The following is a 16,353-nucleotide window of genomic DNA, read 5'->3' as shown; positions in this document are numbered from 1 at the left end:
ATTCCAATCTCCCAACCCATTAATGCCTAAAAAGCCCAATAGGAGGAGAGATCGAAATCCCCGGGACAAGTGGATCGAGCTAAGGAAACAGCTTAAACCTTTATCTGAGGACATACGGGGGTTAAAGCAAACATTAGGCAAAATGAGTCATGTGCCATTACAAAATTTCCGTTCCATTGATGGGATAGTGTTAAATCTCCTTAACGTAATTACTTTCTCCAATGCGGTGTCGGAATATGCGGACTTGCGTATTCGGCGGATATCAAAGATTATTTCCTGGTTGAAAAGGCATCCGGGATCGCTCCAGGATAATATGGTATTGCAAATGGGCGTTCAAATGCAACAGATGAAGGATTTGAAATGGACATATGCCTTCCGAGGAAACCCATCTATCGCTATCCATAAGGCAACCGAAATTGAGAATAACCTCTATGATTCCGCACAAGCGAAAAGTGAATTAGAAGTGATTTCTAGACAGATGGCAATAGCTCGTAAGTCGAATCAAAAATTATATTATTCCAGATTGAAAAAGTATTACATTTCTCAGAATTTGATGAAGACCATTATTGATATCAATATTTATACCAACCAATTGTATCTCGCGGAGGAATTCAACTTGATGGTCCGGAATGAGCCACCCGAATTACTGCGGGAAAAACTAAGATTGCTGCAAACACAAAAGAAAAAATTGGAAAGATTATTGAGGAAATGATTCATCCTTTCAGATTTTTCCGCACCCACGCCCCGTTCTGCACATACCCCAAGTTCTTGTAGTATTCCCTCACTCCAATTCCGGCGATGACGTTGACGTGGGATAAACCGTGCTTCTCTTTAGTCACGCGCTCGGCTTCCTGGAGCAGGCGTTGGCCCCATCCTTTGTGCTGGCCGCTTGTGACATTTTGCTCCCCCAGGGGAACAGATTGGCCATATACATGCACTTCGCGCACGAATCCGGAGTCGGCCAGTTCGGAGAACAATGGGAGGTGGGGGATCCGGAGGCGGATAAACCCCACCAGGATGTCCTGTTCCACGTCCTCGGCGGAAATAAAATACTCCATTCCTCCGGAGGCTTCATACGAGCGGGTCACCAATTCTATTTTTTGAGGGGAAACCCCTTCCTTGACCTTTTTGAATCCCATTTCGCGGCACCGGATACAGCGGCAGCGTGTTCCCTCTTCTTTCATTCGTTTTTCCACCAGCTGGCGGAGGTTGGTTTTCTTCACCCCGGCGGAAATATTGGGAGTGGGGATATCGCGTTGCACCCGCATCACTCGCACCCATTCCGGAATGCGGGGTTTCAGTGCCGCGTAGAATGCCACCGCTTCCTCTTGAGTCATCTCCTCATATTCGCCGCGTTTCCACATCCCATAGAGCGCGGTGTTGGCCACCACGGCGACGGGGTAGAGTTTCACCATGTCTGGCTTGAAATCTGGGTTTGAAAATATGTTTAAATGCGCGGCCATGTCCCGTTTCAATTCGGAATGGGGAAGTTTGGCCATCATATGATAGCCTACCTTCAAACTGCTTTCTTTCAATCGGCGCGTGGCATCAATAGTCTGCTTCACCGTGTGTTGGCGGTTCAGTTTTTCAAGTACGTCATCGTAAATGGTTTGTACCCCCAATTCGACGCGGGTGCTCCCCCATGAAAGCATGCGGGCGATGTCTTCCTTTTTGGCCACGTCCGGGCGGGTTTCCATGGTGATGCCAATGACTCGGTTCGCGCTCGTTTCGCACGCCGCTATGGTCTCCCCCATGGATGGAAATCGTTTCCCGGCGAGCCCTTCTAAGCATCCTTGCATGAAGGAATATTGGTAATCCAGGGGCATCGAGAGGAAGGTGCCTCCCATGATGATGAGCTCGCACTTGTCAGTGTCCCGGCCCACCGCTTGTAGCTGCTGAATGCGGCCATTGACTTGGCGATAGGGGTCAAAATCATTCCGGTATCCGCGTTGGGCCGCGGGTTCATCCCCCGTGTAAGCGGGGGGTGCGGGGTGGTGTAATCCTTTAGGGCAGTAGATGCACGTCCCATGCGGGCAGAGGTGGGGTTTCACCATGGCCGCGAGGACGGCAACCCCTGAAATGTTGCGAACAGGTTTGATGGCGAAAAGCGCGCGCTGTTCCTTCCTCAATGCCCCTGGCATGAGGGGCAATAAATCCGGGTTGGGGGGTAAGTGGGCGATTCCCAAACCTTCTGCGAGCTCGCGTTTGCGCGTGTTGAAGCGGGGAATGTCCGTAATCGTATTGGCCTGAATCTCGGTGTAGAGCCGGTGGGCCAGGCGTTCATTAGGCTTCATGGGATTATCATTGGGCGACATGAAATGATGCATCACAGGAGAAGGCTAAAAAAGGCATTCGCCAGGGTGTTCGCCACTAATGAGATGGTAAAAAATGGAAATCCGTATAACCCCGCCGCGTACCGGTCTTTGAGTTCGGGTCGGGCCGTGAGGTTGCCCTGGAGCGTGGAATAAATGTGATTGGTTTCAGTATTCACCAGGTGCAGGGGGAAAGTCTTCTCTCCCGCGAATCGGGGGGTAATGCCAACCTCCACATTCTGGAATGAGCGGGGAGCCAAGTGGATCTCGCGCGGCGAGCTCCATGTTCCCGGTAGCTCGGGTTGTACGCGGATGCGCACGGGGGAAGAGGAATCATTCACCAGGAGGACATCAAAGGTCATTTCCTGGTTGACCCTTCCTTCTACCCCCCTCACGGCCAAGCTACCTTTCACGAGGGTGGGTTGAACAGTAAATATCACGTGGTAGGTTTCCTCTTGTAATAGGGTGGGGTCGCCTTTCAGGACGAGGGTGGCGTGGTACGTTCCTTCCTCAGTGAATCCGGTGGCTTGTATTCGGCCGACAAGGCTTTCTTGGCCAATCTGGGAATCCTGCGCCCGAAGGCTGTCATCCGAAAGAGAGGTCCATTCAAATTGGGTCCAGAATGCGGACGCCCCATACCCGGTGTCCTTGGAGAGGATGACCTCAATCCCCTGGCCGGGTTCGATCTTTCCCAAGTCAAACGTGGCGCCGGGTTTCCCTTTCTCCACCACCGGGTCCACGAGGAGGGCATCGGCCGAGGCGAATGAGAGAACGAGCAAAAAGGCCAATCCTATTCCCAATAAACGCATGCTTCCCATTAGGGCTTACTGGAATATAAACAATCGGGTGATTCGCCAGAGAGTAAATCCCATTCATTTCTTCCGCGGGGGAGGGGGGTTGATGTCTTCCAGTTCCTTTGTCACTTGGTCCACGATCCCGGCCGGGTCGAAGTAGTATTGCTGCACCACCTTTTCCACGTCCGCCGGGTCGAATATGCGGTGGCGGATCATCCATTCCAGCACGCGCTGGCGAACAAGAATTTCTTGGAGGATGCTCCGCTTGTTCTTTCCAGCAGCATCGGATAGCACCTGCATCAGGTGGGAGGGGGTGTCGGTGCGCATCAGCAGATCGGTTTCCGGGTGGCGTTCGAAGAGGTTGGAGAGGAGGATGCTCTGGTTCATGTGGGACACTTCCGCAATTTGAGATACTCGGCGTTGGAGGCCGTGTTTCACATCATTCACTTTCTGGAGCACCACCACCATATCCAACACCGGCAATAGGGATTGGGGCACGTTCATGGGATCATTTGTCAAGCGCACGAGCATTTCGCGCGCGGAATTGGAGTGGAGGGTTCCCATGCACCCCTGGTGACCGGTGTCCATAGCTATGAACAGGGTTTCGGCTTCCTTTCCCCGCACTTCCCCCACGATTAATCTATCGGGCCGCATCCGCATGGCATTGGTGAGCAAATCATTCATGTCCGTCCCGGGATTGGTTCGGGTGTGGGGTTGGGCTTCCATGGAAATCCAATTCTCCCGATCGAAGAATTTGAGTTCGGCCGTGTCTTCAATGGTGATGACCCTATCCCCAAATGGGATGAAGCTCCCCACACAGTTGAGGAAGGTCGTTTTTCCGCATCCTGAGCCCCCGGTGATGATCATATTCATGGGTTTCACTCCCATCCCTTCGGTCATCACCCACACGAAGGCGGCTGTCTCAAAGGTGAGGGTATTGTTGGCGATGAGTTGGGTTACCGACAGCATGTTGCGGGTGAACTTGCGGATGGTGATGGAATGACCAAATGGGGTGACGGTTTCGAATGTCGCATTGAGGCGTGATCCATCGGGGAGGCGGGCGTCTAATAGGGGTTCGTGCTCATGAAATTTTCTCCCGGCATATTTGGATGCCTTGGTGATGATGCGCAGGATGTGGGGGTCGTGCGCTTCCACGAAGATATTAGTCTTGCAAGTACCATGGCGATGGTGGTAGACGAAGACATTTCGTTTCTGCCCATTCACCATTACTTCCTCCAAGTGGGGGTCGCGGAGGAGCGACCCTATCTGCGCATACCCCACCCCATAATCCAATACATAGGTAGCGAAAGCATCCATGTCTTTCACGATATCCCCGTGCTCGCGGAGCAATCCCGTCAACACCGCGTGGAGGGTCTCCCAATCCTCTTCCGAGGGGAGTTTGTCCACGAGCTCATTACTTTCAACGAGGGTAATCATGCGCATCTTGAAGGGCGTGACGAATGATTTGGCGACGTTTGTTGGGAGTCGGTGCGACCATTCTTCACTGCGGGTGCGCGCGTTCAGGGCAGATGCCAATGCGTCAGCGAATTCCTGTTCAGGGGGGGTGAAAACAGGCTTCTTGGCCTCGTACTCGTTGTAGGGAAACCCCTCGTAGATGCGGGCGTGGGGAGTGTCTTCCAATAATTCGCCCCGGATGGACGTGATGCGTTTGTCCATGGAGGGGAGAACCACGGTGGAATATATTAAGCAGGGGGTTTTCCCGTGCATATGGTTTCCTTAGCAGCGCTCTCACGGAAAGTGTTGACCTATATCGTTCCTTCCAAGAAAGAACGGACCGCGGAACAGGCATTGTGCCGGAGGATCATGCGCACCATTCGGAAGACCCGCGGCCCCCATAAAGGTGCCGTGCTCGCCGGTTCCATCGCGCGCGACACGCATCTCGCGGGGGACAAGGATTTGGATATTTTCGTGTATTATTCCCCTTCCCTCAAACGGGAATCCTTCGAGAAGCACGGATTGAAACTGGGCCATTTCATTTTTGGTAAAAATCCCCATGAGGAAGCCTACAGCGAACACCCCTACGTCCGGGGAAATATCGATGGGTTCGATGTGGAAATTGTCCCGGTGTTTAAGGTGGGAAAAGCTACTGAGAAGATTTCTGCCGTGGATCGCACCCCGTTTCATACCTCCTATGTCAAACGTCGATTGAAAATCTATCAACGGAATCAGGTTCGTCTGCTCAAACAATTCTTCAAGGGCATCCAAGTGTATGGAGCGGACACCCGGTACCAGGGGGTGCCAGGGTATCTGGTGGAATTGCTTATTCTGGAATATGGGACATTCGAGAAAGCGCTGCGCGCCATGGCTTTTTGGAAAGAGGGCACGGTGATTGATAGGGAAAACGAATACGGTTCCGAGTCCGAGGCCCTATCGCTTTTTCCAGGCGCGTTCTTGGTGGTCGTGGATCCCACCGATAAAATTCGTAATGTGGCCGCGGCCTTGTCCTATAACCAGTTCGCCCGTCTTATCATGGCGGCCCGGAGCTTTCTCAACCGCCCCCGAATGACATTCTTTTTCGGTCACCAGGAAAAGGCTTTGCCAGAAAAGGAATTGAAAAAAAGGTTCCAGACGGAAGAGCTCATCGGCCTGCATTTTTCTTATCCAAAAGGAATCGTCGAGGATGTGGTGTGGGGGCAGCTCGCTCGATTGTCCCGGCGTGCCTCCACCGGATTGCAGCAGAATGATTTCATCGTGCGACGCACTTTCACCCATACGAGTGGGGGGGAGGATTGTTACCTCTTCTTCGATGTCGCCAATCCTATCCTGCAGAAATCCAAAACCAGGATTGGACCGAAAGTGGTGGAAGCAGGGCATGCGGAGGCGTTCCTTAAAGCCCACTCTCATCCTTTGTCGGGGCCCCGCATCGAGGAGGGGCGGTTGGTGGTGGAAGAAACAAGGCGTTTTGTTAAGGCCGAGGGCGCACTGGAAGAGATATGGAAAGGTAAGATGATTGCTAATGAAAAAGACGAATTGGCCTCAGCGATGAGTGATTTTAAGATTCTGCAGGAAACGCATTTGACTGGGCTCGCGCGCAAAGATGATGAATTCGCCCGTGCCCTGAGCGCATTCTTAAAAGGCAAGGAATTTTTCCTGTGAATGGTGAACCAGAATGGCCGGGCCCACAACTCCCCTTCAATTCGTAAAACGCCGCATCATCATCATGGGTGCAGCTGGACGAGATTTCTTCGATTTCTATCAGGTGTACAAGGACAATCCTTTCTATGATGTAGTATGTTTCACGGCCACCCAGATACCAGGGATAGCGGGGAGGAAGTTTCCCGCCAAGCTCGCCGGGAAGCTCTATCCTAAAGGGATTCCCATCTTCCCGGAGGACAAGCTGACTCAACTCATTCAGGAATACAAGGTGAATGAAGTGGTGTTCGCGTATTCGGATGTGTCGCATGAGTATGTGATGCATCGCGCCTCTCAATGCCTGGCGGCGGGAACCAATTTCAGGCTATTGGGGCCGGATGCCACGATGTTGCGATCGAGCAAACCTGTTATCGCCATCTGCGCGGTGCGCACCGGTTCGGGGAAATCCCAGACCACGAGGAAAATTGGGGGGTTGCTCAAGCTGGCTAAGCGTCGGGGCGTGGTCATCCGGCACCCCATGCCATATGGTAATCTCACCCGGCAGGAAGTGCAGCGATACGCCACGCTCAAGGACCTCAAGCACCACCGCGCCACCATTGAGGAGCGGGAGGAATACGAGAAACACATCCGGGAGGGATTAATTGTGTACGCGGGGGTGAACTATGAAAAAATTCTCCGCCGCGCCGAGAAGGAAGCCGATGTCATCATCTGGGATGGGGGGAACAATGATTTTTCGTTCATCAAGCCGGATCTCCTTTTCGTAATTGTGGACCCCCTGCGGGCGGGGGACGAGATGCATTATCATCCCGGCGAAACCAACCTGCGCATGGCCGACGTTATTGTGATCAACAAGGAGAATGCCGCGCACCCGTCCCAAATCAAGGTGACCCAGCGGAACATTCAGCATTATAATCCAAAGGCTAAAATCATCCATGCGGATTCTGTACTCCATACCGATTCTAAGATTCGGTTGCGTGGGAAAAAAGTGGTGGTGGTGGAAGATGGTCCCACCGTGACGCATGGGGGTATGCCATTTGGAGCGGGAACCGTTTTCGCTAAAGAGAAGGGCGCCATCATCCTAGACCCCAAACCCTTCCTGGTGGGGGATATTCGGAAAGCGTTCGACAAATATCCCAATCTGAAAGAAGTGATTCCTGCGCTGGGTTATTCCAAAATCCAGATCAGCGAACTGGAGAAGACGTTGAATAAGGCGGATTGTGACTATGTGGTTTCCGGCACTCCTATTGATTTGGGGAACATTGTTAAGCTCAACAAGCCCATCGTGCAGGTGAATTACGCGTTGAAGGAAAAAGGGAAAATGGATTTGAAACGAATTTTGAAGCAAGGAGGGTTTTTCGAAAAGCCCCCATCGCGCCGTACCCGGTGAAGCAGTTTTATCCCAAGAAAGGAATTCCCCGTCTGTAGGTTTCAGCGGCCCTTTTTTCTCGGCGCTCCGCCCTCGAAAAGGATATATATGGTAATCCATATATAGTTGGAATGCCCATATCTACTATGAAACAGCGTTTAATCTCCATTAGTGATGAAAAGGATAAGCTATTGACAAAATTGGCCATGGAAAAAGGCGGTAAAAAAGGGGCCATCTCGGCGACCGTAGAAGAGGCCCTCGAATTATTAGATAAAGAAAACAGACGGAAACGGGCCTGGAAAAAAGCCTGGGAATTATCCAATCGTGATATTGATTTAGGCGTGGGAACGTTTAAGCGCGCCGACCTTTACAAAGGAAAACGGTTTGAGCACTTGCATAAAATCGTGGGCGATTCAGACGGAGAATGATTTTGAAAGGTGTTCGAATGAGCGGGACAGCCCTAATTGACACCAACATCCTCGTTTATTTTGCGGATGCGAACGAGAAGGAAAAGCACGCCAAAGCCCAACGGTTTATGCGAGAAGTGGAAGAGAATAAGGATCATTTTCTTATTGCAATGCAGAATTTGCGCGAATTTGGTAGCGTGATGATTCAAAAGAAAGGCACCCATTCTCAAGAAGTCGGCGATTTCATCTCCTTTTTTTGCGAGATGTTTCCCATAGTATTGGTGGATGACCCGATAAGCATTCGCGAAGCGGTTGCGATTTGCGGCCAGCAGCGTCTTGACTATTACGATGTTGTTTTAGCCCAAACGGCACTACGAAATAAAACCCATGTCATTTACACTGAAAACGTAAAGGATTTCAATAATATTCCGGGGATCACTGCCATAAACCCGATTGCGTGATTCACAACCCGCCCCCGGGAAGGTTGCTTAATTCAATGACATATCCGGAGGGGTCGGTGATGTAGATGGATTTGGATCGCGCGGGGTTTTTCCACTCAATTGCTCCATCATAGGAAACCGGCACTCCCATTTCCTTGCATCTTGAAATTATCTCATCAAAATTTTCGATGTGGAAGCCGAAATGGTTCAGCCCTTCCTTGACATGTAAATTCTTGTCCTCATATAAACAGAGTTTCACGTGCGCATTGCCGATGATGTAGGAAGCGTCCTTGGATTGGTCCTCCTTGATCTCGAAGCCGAACACCTCTCGGTAGAACCGCACGCTCTTCTCCAGGTCCTTCACGGACATGTTGATGTGGTCGATGGCGTTGACATTGAGAATAGGGGGCATATTGCTATTTTGTAGTCAACAGTATAAAAATAAAGGTATGAATTCGCGCAAAAATTTTCCCTAACAATATAAATTGAATGCTGGCGGTTGCTAAAATGAGCGATTTGAAAAATTATAAAATGATAGTTTCACTCGATGAAACCGAACAGAATAAAATGGTCGTCCGGATTCGGGCTGATGAAGATTTTTCGATTATTGAATCATTCGCTATCATTCAGCTTCATTGGAAAGATAGTCATCCAATTGAAATTGTCAAAATTGACGGGAACAAAAAGGAGTCCATTCACATGCATAATTTTTTCATAGGTCCAGGAGAAAAGGAGTATCATAATCGTCCTGTTTCGTATGAGGCGGTGATATATTACTATGAGAAGGTCATGGGAAACTGGAGATGGTATTTGGCTCAATACCAAAACAATTATATATAACGGAGTGTGCTATACGTATGATGGGGCGAAGGATCGTTTTCAGAATCGGGGGGAACCCGCGGGAAGACCTTAAGGCCGTTTTCCAAAACCCAAAACTCATTAAAGTGACTAGTCATGTGATTTATTTCAAGGATTGGAAAAGTATGTTGGAGGCGTTGTCTCCACAGAAGCTTCATTTGCTTCAGCAACTTATTGAATATGATGATGAAAAACCATTGGGTGTTTCACAGCTAGCCAAAAAAACAAAAAGAAAGCAGGAATCCATATCCCGCGACCTTAATGCGCTCGAAAAAAGCCACCTTATTGTCAAATCCAAAAAGGGAAAATATGTCTATCCAAAACTCAATGCGAAAGAGATTGTGATCCAGCTGGCGTGAAACGAATCGCCACCGTGGAGGTGGGGCGTTCTTTTTACTCTTAATTTAAACAAAAAAGATTCCAGTAGACTAATTTCTGAAACTAGCCAAACCCCATTTTTTTCCCGTCTTCAGGGATAATCCATTGAATTCCTTGTTGCGGTAAGCTGATTTGAGGAATGGTGTTTGTTGTTCCAGGTTTTTTGAGAATTCCGTCATGTACTGGAAATGCTATTTTTGGTTTTACTTTTATAGCATATTCAATTGCATCTGAGAGTTTCAACCAGGGGCCGGCTACGGGCAGGGCGAGAATTTCGACAGATTCATTAGGAATTGTTAGTGCGTCTCCGGGAAAGAAAAATCGATTTGAAACTAGAAATCCGTGATTCATACATGGACTTTTCTGATAGAGAATAGCATGTTCTTTTCCCACAGTCTTTATTGGAGTATTTTTGACTGTGATAACTTGTCCTTCTTTGAGAGCAGTTGATGAAATTCCTTCTTTGGATAATATTTCGGACACGTCTTGACATGTATAAATTGGACAACCAGTATTTTCGGCTAAAATATTCTTCAGCAAACTCACATCGATATGATCCGAGTGTTGGTGCGTAATGAAAATAGCATTCAGCTTCAAATCGAAGGGGGGATTTGAATAGCTTCCTGGATCGATAAGAATCCGCGCTTCATTTTCCTCAATAAATAGACAACAGTGACAATACTTTGTAACTTGCATATGCTAGATAGAGCAAGGAGTTATTTTAAGATTAAGGGCACTATTGGGGGTTATGGAAGAAAAAGTACTGGATAATTTTTTGATGGAGTATGAAAAGGCCTCTAATTCTCACGATTTCAAAAATGTAGAACCATTCATCGATGTCAATGCAATATATGAGTTTACGGATGGTTCATTCAAAGGAATAGACGAGATAAGGATAGCTTTTGAAAAGACGTTTAACAAAATAAAAGACGAAAAATACCAAATTTCAAAAGTGAAGTGGTTGTATATTGGAGACGAGTGCGCAGTGTGCACTTTTAATTTTCATTGGAAAGGGATTGTCATCGGGAAAATGGCAGAGGGAAGTGGTCGAGGAACTATGCTCATTGTGAAGGGTCTTAACGGGATGAAGATTGTCCATGAACACCTCTGTAGAAGCCCCTAATAATCTAATTACGAGTGAGTAATATAAAGGAAAAAACAAAAAGTCTAGAATGATTTATATCGGATTTATTACTTGTAAAGATCGTTCCGAAGCCAAGAAAATTGTTCAAAATCTCCTGCTGAAAAAGCTGGTGGCATGTGGGAATATTATTCCCAGTATTGAGTCATATTATTGGTGGAAGGGAAAAATGGAATCTTCTAATGAAACAATGCTCCTTGTCAAAACGACCAAAGAAAAAATAGAGCAAATTATTGTAGAGACAAAGAAAGTACACTCATACGATTTGCCAGCAATAGAATTTGTTCGAGTCGCAAAAAATGAAAGCAAACTTGAAAAGTGGGTAAAAGAATCTCTTGGAGTTTGACTATGACACATATTTTGGTTTTTGGTGATTCAACTACCTATGGTGCTTGGGATAAAAAAGGCGGATGGGTTTCACGAATTCGAGAGAAATTAGATCAGAAAAATATTCCAAATAACAAATATCTACTGATCTATAATCTTGGGATCTCAGGTGGCACAACAACTGGATTAGTTAAAAGATTTGAAAGTGAGGCTAAGATTCGCTTAGATGATGATCCAACTGAGCAAAACATTTTCATTTTTTCCGGAGGGGGGAACGATGCTATCTGGTTACCTAAAAAGAAACAAAATAAGGTTGCTCTACCTATATTCAAGCGCAATATTCGTCGTCTAATAAAGATGACGCGAAGGTATTCAGATAAAATGGTTTTCTTGGGAATAAAGCCATGCGATGAAAGCAAAGTAGATCCAATTCCATGGTACCCAAAAGGGTCGTATCGTTTAAAGCAATTTGAAAAGTACAACGAAGCCTTGAAGAAAATTTGTATGGAGGAAAAAGTCTATTTTGTCAACGCATTTGCTATATTAAATAATAAAACGTTCATTTCTACATTGAATGATGGAATTCACCCGAATAATAAAGGTCATCAACTCATTGAAAAAATTGTGTGGGCTGCCCTAAACAAGAAAAAGTGGATTTAACTATGAAAAGCAACTCAGATCAACGGATAATGAAAATTGCTCTCATAGAAGCCGAAAGAGGATTAAATCGCGGCGATTATCCATGCGGTTGTATCATTGTAAAAAGTGATAAAATCGTCGCTAAATCTCGAAGTCAAGAGGGCGGGAAGCACGATCCTACAGCTCATGCTGAAATTTCTGCTATTCGAAAAGCATCTCGGAAAAAAGACTCGTTGAAAGGATCTATTCTCTATACCACAGTGGAACCTTGTTTAATGTGTGCAAAAGCAATGGTTTATGCTGGAATATCCAAAGTAATCTATGGATGTCCACATGGAGAATATGGGAAAACAAGAACATTTTACATTCTTAAAAAAAATAAAATTGGTAAAATAATAGTAAAAGGCGGCGTAGAAAAAAAGGAAGCCATAGCACTATTAAATGAATGGAAATCAATAAGTGCGGTGAAAAAACCATAAAGCAAAATTTGCGAGAAAATTTTTCGGGCCAGATTCGGCCTTTCAGTAGTTCGTAAAAAAGTTCGTAGTGATAAAATCGGTCTGATTCCACCGACATATGCCATTCCATCTCCAAAAAAGAAAAGAGGCTACCCTGTTTGCTACCTTACAAAAAATTAAACGGCCCCGGAGGACGCTTATTCGTAAAATCAAGATGCTCTTTTTTTAGCCTTTTAGAGGTAACAAACCTTATAGGAAGCAATCCATATAATGGTAATGTTTTCCCTATGGCAACTTCCAAAATCCAGAAAAGCGCCAACAAAGACGGCTCATTCCGCTACCATGCCACCATACCCGTCGAACTCATGCACTTGATGCTATGGGAAAAAGGCACAAAGCTACTGTGGGAACGACAAGGAAGGAATACACTCCTGATACGTGAACTACCAAAAATGGAGAACTGACATGAATAAGGCTGAACACTTGGATCAGTTATACCGTTCTTTGGATAATGGAATGGTCAGCGATCTATCTGATGAAGATTTGAGACTAATTACATCCCACACCATCAACAAAAATTATTTAACGATGGTAAAGTTTGAAATGGAACGGCGAAGCGGCCGGGAACTAATCAATGAAATGAGGGCATCAACAAAGATGCAAAAATGGATGGCAATCGCAACAATCTTGATGACAATTGCCACATTCTTAATTGTAATTGTGACGTGGTTGAAACCCTGACATAATTCTTAATCATCCGTGACTTGTTTCAGTTCTAATCCATAACTATCTCCAAAAAACGTGAATAGATTCTGAATTTGAATATACACTAATGGATATGCTTGAATAACCCCAAGATTCTGAACATACTTTATGTGATAATCATCAGAGTAGGACGCACCCTTATTGTCATAGGGGTATCTGGAGGACTGATAATGCGATGTAAGTAAGACGACCAAGCTTGTTAGTTTTGCCCAGTTTAGAACACTTAGCAACATATTTCTAACGCGTGGAGTTTGTTCTTTAGCACTTTTACGTGCGACATTGAGATGATGAACATCAATTTTTCCCTCATAAAAGCCAAACTGTCTATTCAATTCTGTAGCGATAAAACCATCATCCATTACTTGCGCCACACCTTCATCAAAAGAATTAAAAAATTCATTGATTTTTTCTTTGGACATCTCTCTTAGTTTCACTTCATTTCTTCTGATTTCGGAAAAATCAGAACTAAATGGCAGGTCAATTTTAGAAACTTCAGTAAAATAGTCAAATGCGGTCGCGTTGGTATCCAATATTTTTTTACTTACCGGCTCATAAAAATAATGAGTGGCCAGCTTTTCAGGCTTCTCCTGACCGGTCACTAAAAACCCACTTTTTCCCAGTTTTTCTACTGACTGTTGTAACAGTGATAGGGCTTGTGGATAGTGACCACCATCAAAAGCAAGTTTTGATACTGCCAGATCGCATTTACCTAACTGAAATAATTCTAGAGCGGCATCTCTTATTTCTGGAGTCACCATAGCCGCAGATTGATTCATCCAAACTTTCAGGGTCTTTACGGCATCCTCAAGCTCAAGTACGGTTTTTTTATCCATAGCGAGTATTAGACCAAATGCTTTTTACGGCCTTTCTCATTATGTTCGTTGTCTAGATAATAATCTAAGAATTTGTAACCATGAAGGAATCAACGGATGAAATCAACATTACAAAAAATTATTCATTCCTTTGCGACTAGCGAAGAAACATTCGAAGAAAAATCTAAAAATGAAGAAAAAAGTATCCATAGTAATAATGAAAAAGAATTGAAGAAGCTATTAGAAAAATGTGAAAAAGTTCGACAACTTCTTTTTGAATCAATACAAGGCCTTTTTTACAAAAATGGAAAAATTAGTTGGAAATCATCCGTAATTTATGAATATTTTCTTGTGGAAAATTTAGACGCATCCCGAATAATAGAAGATTTAGCATTAAAAGGAAGTTTGGGCGAATCCGTCACAATATTGAGAGCAAATTACGAAAGAATGCTGCGAGTCGTATATTGCTTAGATACAAATAATTTTGACCTTATCCAAGAGATGATAGAATATGGTCACAAACCAAATTATAGTCAAATGGAAAGACACTTGCGCCTAAATTTGTACAGCAGTTTTTCAAAAATAGCACATAGTAATACGGAAAAGCTGATGTTGCCTTTCCAAACCTATCACAGAAAAGGTTTAGCAAATCTGAAAAAGACAACTCGAAACTATGATCCAAAAGTTACTAGAAAAGTTTTAGAATTTAATATCAAAATTCTAGCGCGATCCTTTGCGGAATACTATAACTACCTTAATAATAGTGAGATTATTTATTCGCTTGAAGAATTCGAGAATAATAAAACTAAAACACTCTTGGAAAATATCAAAAAAGTTGAACAAATTGTTACAGCAATAAACTAAGTCTTATTTTCAATGACAAAGAATTTAAAATCGGGCGAATCAAGGGCCTTTAGCAAAAGAAGTTCGTCGTTAAGGACATCAGTAATTACTAACGCGCGAGCAAAGTCACAAAATTCCATGTACTTATCAATGACATCTTGTATATCATAAATTTTAAGCAGCTTTCTATCTTTGAATTTTGTATTATAAATATGAAGCTTCCCTTTTTCTATCTGCTCAAGCGCGTAATGACTCCTGCCATTCCTCAGTATTGGGTCAATCGGGTCAACTAAATCAGAAAATCCCTTTTGTTTGAGATACGCTGCTATTTGATTATCACTTTCTAAAGAGATATTATTTTCATTGTTTTTCTCCTTCACGATAGAGACCATATCTTGAAGAGAAGGTTTGATAATCTCAAACAAATTTGCGTAATCATCAAGAAAATGCAATACTGCAGCATTTCCATCCATCTGTCCGCCGGTAGTTTTGTAGTAAGTATCCCACCGTTCTTTATGGCGCGAAAATTCGGTTCCAAGATTTTTTAACAATAAATTTCTATCGGCTTTGTATTTTGTTTCCTTCGCTAAAAACGCCTTTATAACAGGCATTTCACCAAGTGTCTCCCTAAAAACTCTGCTAAATATTCTCTCAAAATTTTCGAATCTCCCTTTGTCATTTGCAGCATTCTTCATTTTCTGGTAAGATGAATACCATAACGGCATCCCAGCTAGTTGCAACGCTAAAGATGCATTGTAGTTTGCGAGCAGGAATTTTACATGTTCATTATCAAATCTCTTAGCTAAGACATCTAATATCGTCGAACGCAAGTTAAATCCAGAAGGAAATAAAAATTTACCACTTTGTATTTCTCCAATAAGTTCTCTAACCTTATCTTTGGAAAGGTCTTTGAAAAACTCGACATTCTTGTAAAGATTAGCGACATTCTTAATTGGAGTAGATGATAAATCTATAATCTTAGTTTCACCGTCTCGATATAATGTTTTGAAATTAAATGCCATGTCAACAAAATCTGGTTCACCTGATACAATCGTTTCAGTTTTCCCGCCCTTTTCAAAAATCATCGTAGCAGAAATACTTTGGTTTCCATCAACATTCTCAAATTTTATGTTAACTTCAGTAACGGCCCATTTTTCAACATAGTAGAGTTTCTTTGCCTTAACAAAGTCGGCACTATTTTTGCTCATGGTACCGCCTTCTTCTAGACCAAATCGGCTCTTCAGTTTTTTCCTCTGTATTCACTCCAAAAATTTTAATCGCTTCAACAGCAATCAAAAGTATAAGAAGAATTTGTTGAATTATTAGAGGGATTTCAAAACCCAAAATTGCCTTTGCGACTCCGCCAAAAATAAGCGAAACAACAATTACGGCCATAAATAGAAACGCTGCATACGAGCCGATGAAATAATTGAAATATGCCAGTTCTTTGAATTTGTTAAAATATTTTGAATGCATTCGACCAACGCTTTCAGGGGTATACGCAAGGGCAATGAAAAAGAGATACAAACCGTAAAACATAGCTACTAAGGCCGTGAGGTAAAAAAGAAGTTTGATTTCATCAGTAGATTGGTTAACGTGAGGATACAAAACAAACAAGATGGCAAAAACACCAATCACAATTGCAATTCGGTTTTGCTCGCGTGTCTCATTGGGGACGGCTGGATCAATCATGGTATTC

The 16,353-nt window shown here is 44.6% G+C and carries 21 protein-coding genes; 13 read left to right on the top strand and 8 right to left on the bottom strand.

Features of this window, described 5'->3' with window-relative positions:
• Window positions 1-22 precede the first annotated feature (22 nt).
• Window positions 23-712, top strand: coding sequence for a hypothetical protein (locus Q8P05_06195; protein MDP2667062.1), 690 nt, complete (start codon window positions 23-25; stop codon window positions 710-712).
• 1 nt (window position 713) lies between these two features.
• Here the strand turns inward: Q8P05_06195 and Q8P05_06190 are convergent, their stop codons facing one another.
• The 3 genes from Q8P05_06190 to Q8P05_06180 all read right to left on the bottom strand — a co-directional run bounded on the left by Q8P05_06190 (window position 714) and on the right by Q8P05_06180 (window position 4,783).
• Window positions 714-2,315 carry a tRNA uridine(34) 5-carboxymethylaminomethyl modification radical SAM/GNAT enzyme Elp3 gene (locus Q8P05_06190; protein ID MDP2667061.1) on the bottom strand — a complete coding sequence of 534 codons (1,602 nt, stop codon included), beginning with the start codon at window positions 2,313-2,315 and terminating at the stop codon, window positions 714-716.
• 11 nt (window positions 2,316-2,326) lie between these two features.
• On the bottom strand, window positions 2,327-3,121 hold the full coding sequence (locus tag Q8P05_06185) for a hypothetical protein (protein MDP2667060.1): 795 nt from the start codon (window positions 3,119-3,121) through the stop codon (window positions 2,327-2,329).
• 63 nt (window positions 3,122-3,184) lie between these two features.
• Window positions 3,185-4,783: an ATPase, T2SS/T4P/T4SS family gene (locus tag Q8P05_06180; protein MDP2667059.1), complete on the bottom strand. Its 1,599-nt coding sequence runs from the start codon at window positions 4,781-4,783 to the stop codon at window positions 3,185-3,187.
• A gap of 51 nt (window positions 4,784-4,834) precedes the next feature.
• On the opposite strand from Q8P05_06180, the gene cca reads away from it, so the two are divergent.
• From cca to Q8P05_06160, 4 genes are all read left to right on the top strand, one after another.
• Window positions 4,835-6,223 (top strand): CCA tRNA nucleotidyltransferase, encoded by a 1,389-nt coding sequence (gene cca / locus Q8P05_06175; GenBank protein ID MDP2667058.1) that lies wholly within the window; start codon window positions 4,835-4,837, stop codon window positions 6,221-6,223.
• A gap of 13 nt (window positions 6,224-6,236) precedes the next feature.
• Window positions 6,237-7,607, top strand: a complete 1,371-nt coding sequence (locus Q8P05_06170) for a GTPase (protein MDP2667057.1) — start codon at window positions 6,237-6,239, stop codon at window positions 7,605-7,607.
• A 125-nt stretch (window positions 7,608-7,732) separates the two neighbouring features.
• A complete protein-coding gene (locus Q8P05_06165; protein MDP2667056.1) occupies window positions 7,733-8,014 on the top strand; it encodes a hypothetical protein in 282 nt (93 codons plus the stop codon).
• A complete protein-coding gene (locus Q8P05_06160; GenBank protein MDP2667055.1) occupies window positions 8,011-8,454 on the top strand; it encodes a PIN domain-containing protein in 444 nt (147 codons plus the stop codon). The genes Q8P05_06165 and Q8P05_06160 overlap by 4 nt, the downstream gene beginning before the upstream one ends.
• 1 nt (window position 8,455) lies before the next feature.
• Here the strand turns inward: Q8P05_06160 and Q8P05_06155 are convergent, their stop codons facing one another.
• Complete coding sequence (locus tag Q8P05_06155) at window positions 8,456-8,845, bottom strand: VOC family protein (GenBank protein MDP2667054.1); 390 nt, start codon at window positions 8,843-8,845, stop codon at window positions 8,456-8,458.
• Between the two features lie 77 nt (window positions 8,846-8,922).
• Here Q8P05_06155 and Q8P05_06150 point away from each other — a divergent pair, with 77 nt between their 5' ends.
• Both Q8P05_06150 and Q8P05_06145 read left to right on the top strand, forming a co-directional pair.
• A complete protein-coding gene (locus Q8P05_06150) occupies window positions 8,923-9,273 on the top strand; it encodes a hypothetical protein (GenBank protein ID MDP2667053.1) in 351 nt (116 codons plus the stop codon).
• 20 nt (window positions 9,274-9,293) lie between these two features.
• Window positions 9,294-9,650: a hypothetical protein gene (locus Q8P05_06145; GenBank protein ID MDP2667052.1), complete on the top strand. Its 357-nt coding sequence runs from the start codon at window positions 9,294-9,296 to the stop codon at window positions 9,648-9,650.
• An 82-nt stretch (window positions 9,651-9,732) separates the two neighbouring features.
• On the opposite strand, the gene Q8P05_06140 is transcribed toward Q8P05_06145, so the two are convergent.
• On the bottom strand, window positions 9,733-10,365 hold the full coding sequence (locus tag Q8P05_06140; GenBank protein MDP2667051.1) for an MBL fold metallo-hydrolase: 633 nt from the start codon (window positions 10,363-10,365) through the stop codon (window positions 9,733-9,735).
• A gap of 52 nt (window positions 10,366-10,417) precedes the next feature.
• Between Q8P05_06140 and Q8P05_06135 the strand changes: the two genes are divergently transcribed.
• From Q8P05_06135 to Q8P05_06115, 5 genes are all read left to right on the top strand, one after another.
• The gene (locus tag Q8P05_06135) at window positions 10,418-10,792 is read left to right on the top strand and encodes a nuclear transport factor 2 family protein (protein MDP2667050.1); all 375 of its coding nucleotides are present in this window, start codon (window positions 10,418-10,420) and stop codon (window positions 10,790-10,792) included.
• A gap of 49 nt (window positions 10,793-10,841) precedes the next feature.
• Window positions 10,842-11,156 (top strand): divalent-cation tolerance protein CutA, encoded by a 315-nt coding sequence (gene cutA / locus Q8P05_06130; GenBank protein ID MDP2667049.1) that lies wholly within the window; start codon window positions 10,842-10,844, stop codon window positions 11,154-11,156.
• Window positions 11,157-11,158: 2 nt separating this feature from the next.
• A complete protein-coding gene (locus tag Q8P05_06125) occupies window positions 11,159-11,797 on the top strand; it encodes an SGNH/GDSL hydrolase family protein (GenBank protein MDP2667048.1) in 639 nt (212 codons plus the stop codon).
• A gap of 2 nt (window positions 11,798-11,799) precedes the next feature.
• Entirely contained in the window at window positions 11,800-12,255 is a 456-nt protein-coding gene (locus tag Q8P05_06120; protein MDP2667047.1) for a nucleoside deaminase, read from the top strand.
• A gap of 444 nt (window positions 12,256-12,699) precedes the next feature.
• Window positions 12,700-12,975, top strand: a complete 276-nt coding sequence (locus Q8P05_06115; protein ID MDP2667046.1) for a hypothetical protein — start codon at window positions 12,700-12,702, stop codon at window positions 12,973-12,975.
• 8 nt (window positions 12,976-12,983) lie between these two features.
• Here Q8P05_06115 and Q8P05_06110 read toward each other — a convergent pair whose 3' ends face one another.
• A complete protein-coding gene (locus Q8P05_06110) occupies window positions 12,984-13,832 on the bottom strand; it encodes a hypothetical protein (protein MDP2667045.1) in 849 nt (282 codons plus the stop codon).
• A gap of 96 nt (window positions 13,833-13,928) precedes the next feature.
• On the opposite strand from Q8P05_06110, the gene Q8P05_06105 reads away from it, so the two are divergent.
• Window positions 13,929-14,675, top strand: a complete 747-nt coding sequence (locus Q8P05_06105; protein ID MDP2667044.1) for a hypothetical protein — start codon at window positions 13,929-13,931, stop codon at window positions 14,673-14,675.
• Here the strand turns inward: Q8P05_06105 and Q8P05_06100 are convergent.
• Window positions 14,672-15,862, bottom strand: a complete 1,191-nt coding sequence (locus Q8P05_06100; protein MDP2667043.1) for a hypothetical protein — start codon at window positions 15,860-15,862, stop codon at window positions 14,672-14,674. The genes Q8P05_06105 and Q8P05_06100 overlap by 4 nt on opposite strands.
• The gene (locus Q8P05_06095; GenBank protein MDP2667042.1) at window positions 15,849-16,346 is read right to left on the bottom strand and encodes a hypothetical protein; all 498 of its coding nucleotides are present in this window, start codon (window positions 16,344-16,346) and stop codon (window positions 15,849-15,851) included. Before Q8P05_06095 ends, Q8P05_06100 begins: the two co-directional genes overlap by 14 nt.
• Window positions 16,347-16,353: the final 7 nt, after the last annotated feature.

Source organism: Candidatus Diapherotrites archaeon (assembly GCA_030688545.1).
In the GTDB taxonomy this organism is placed as follows: domain Archaea; phylum Iainarchaeota; class Iainarchaeia; order Iainarchaeales; family VGJJ01; genus VGJJ01.
Note: the sequence above shows the minus strand (reverse complement) of the source record. Positions and strands in the feature narration are given on the sequence as shown.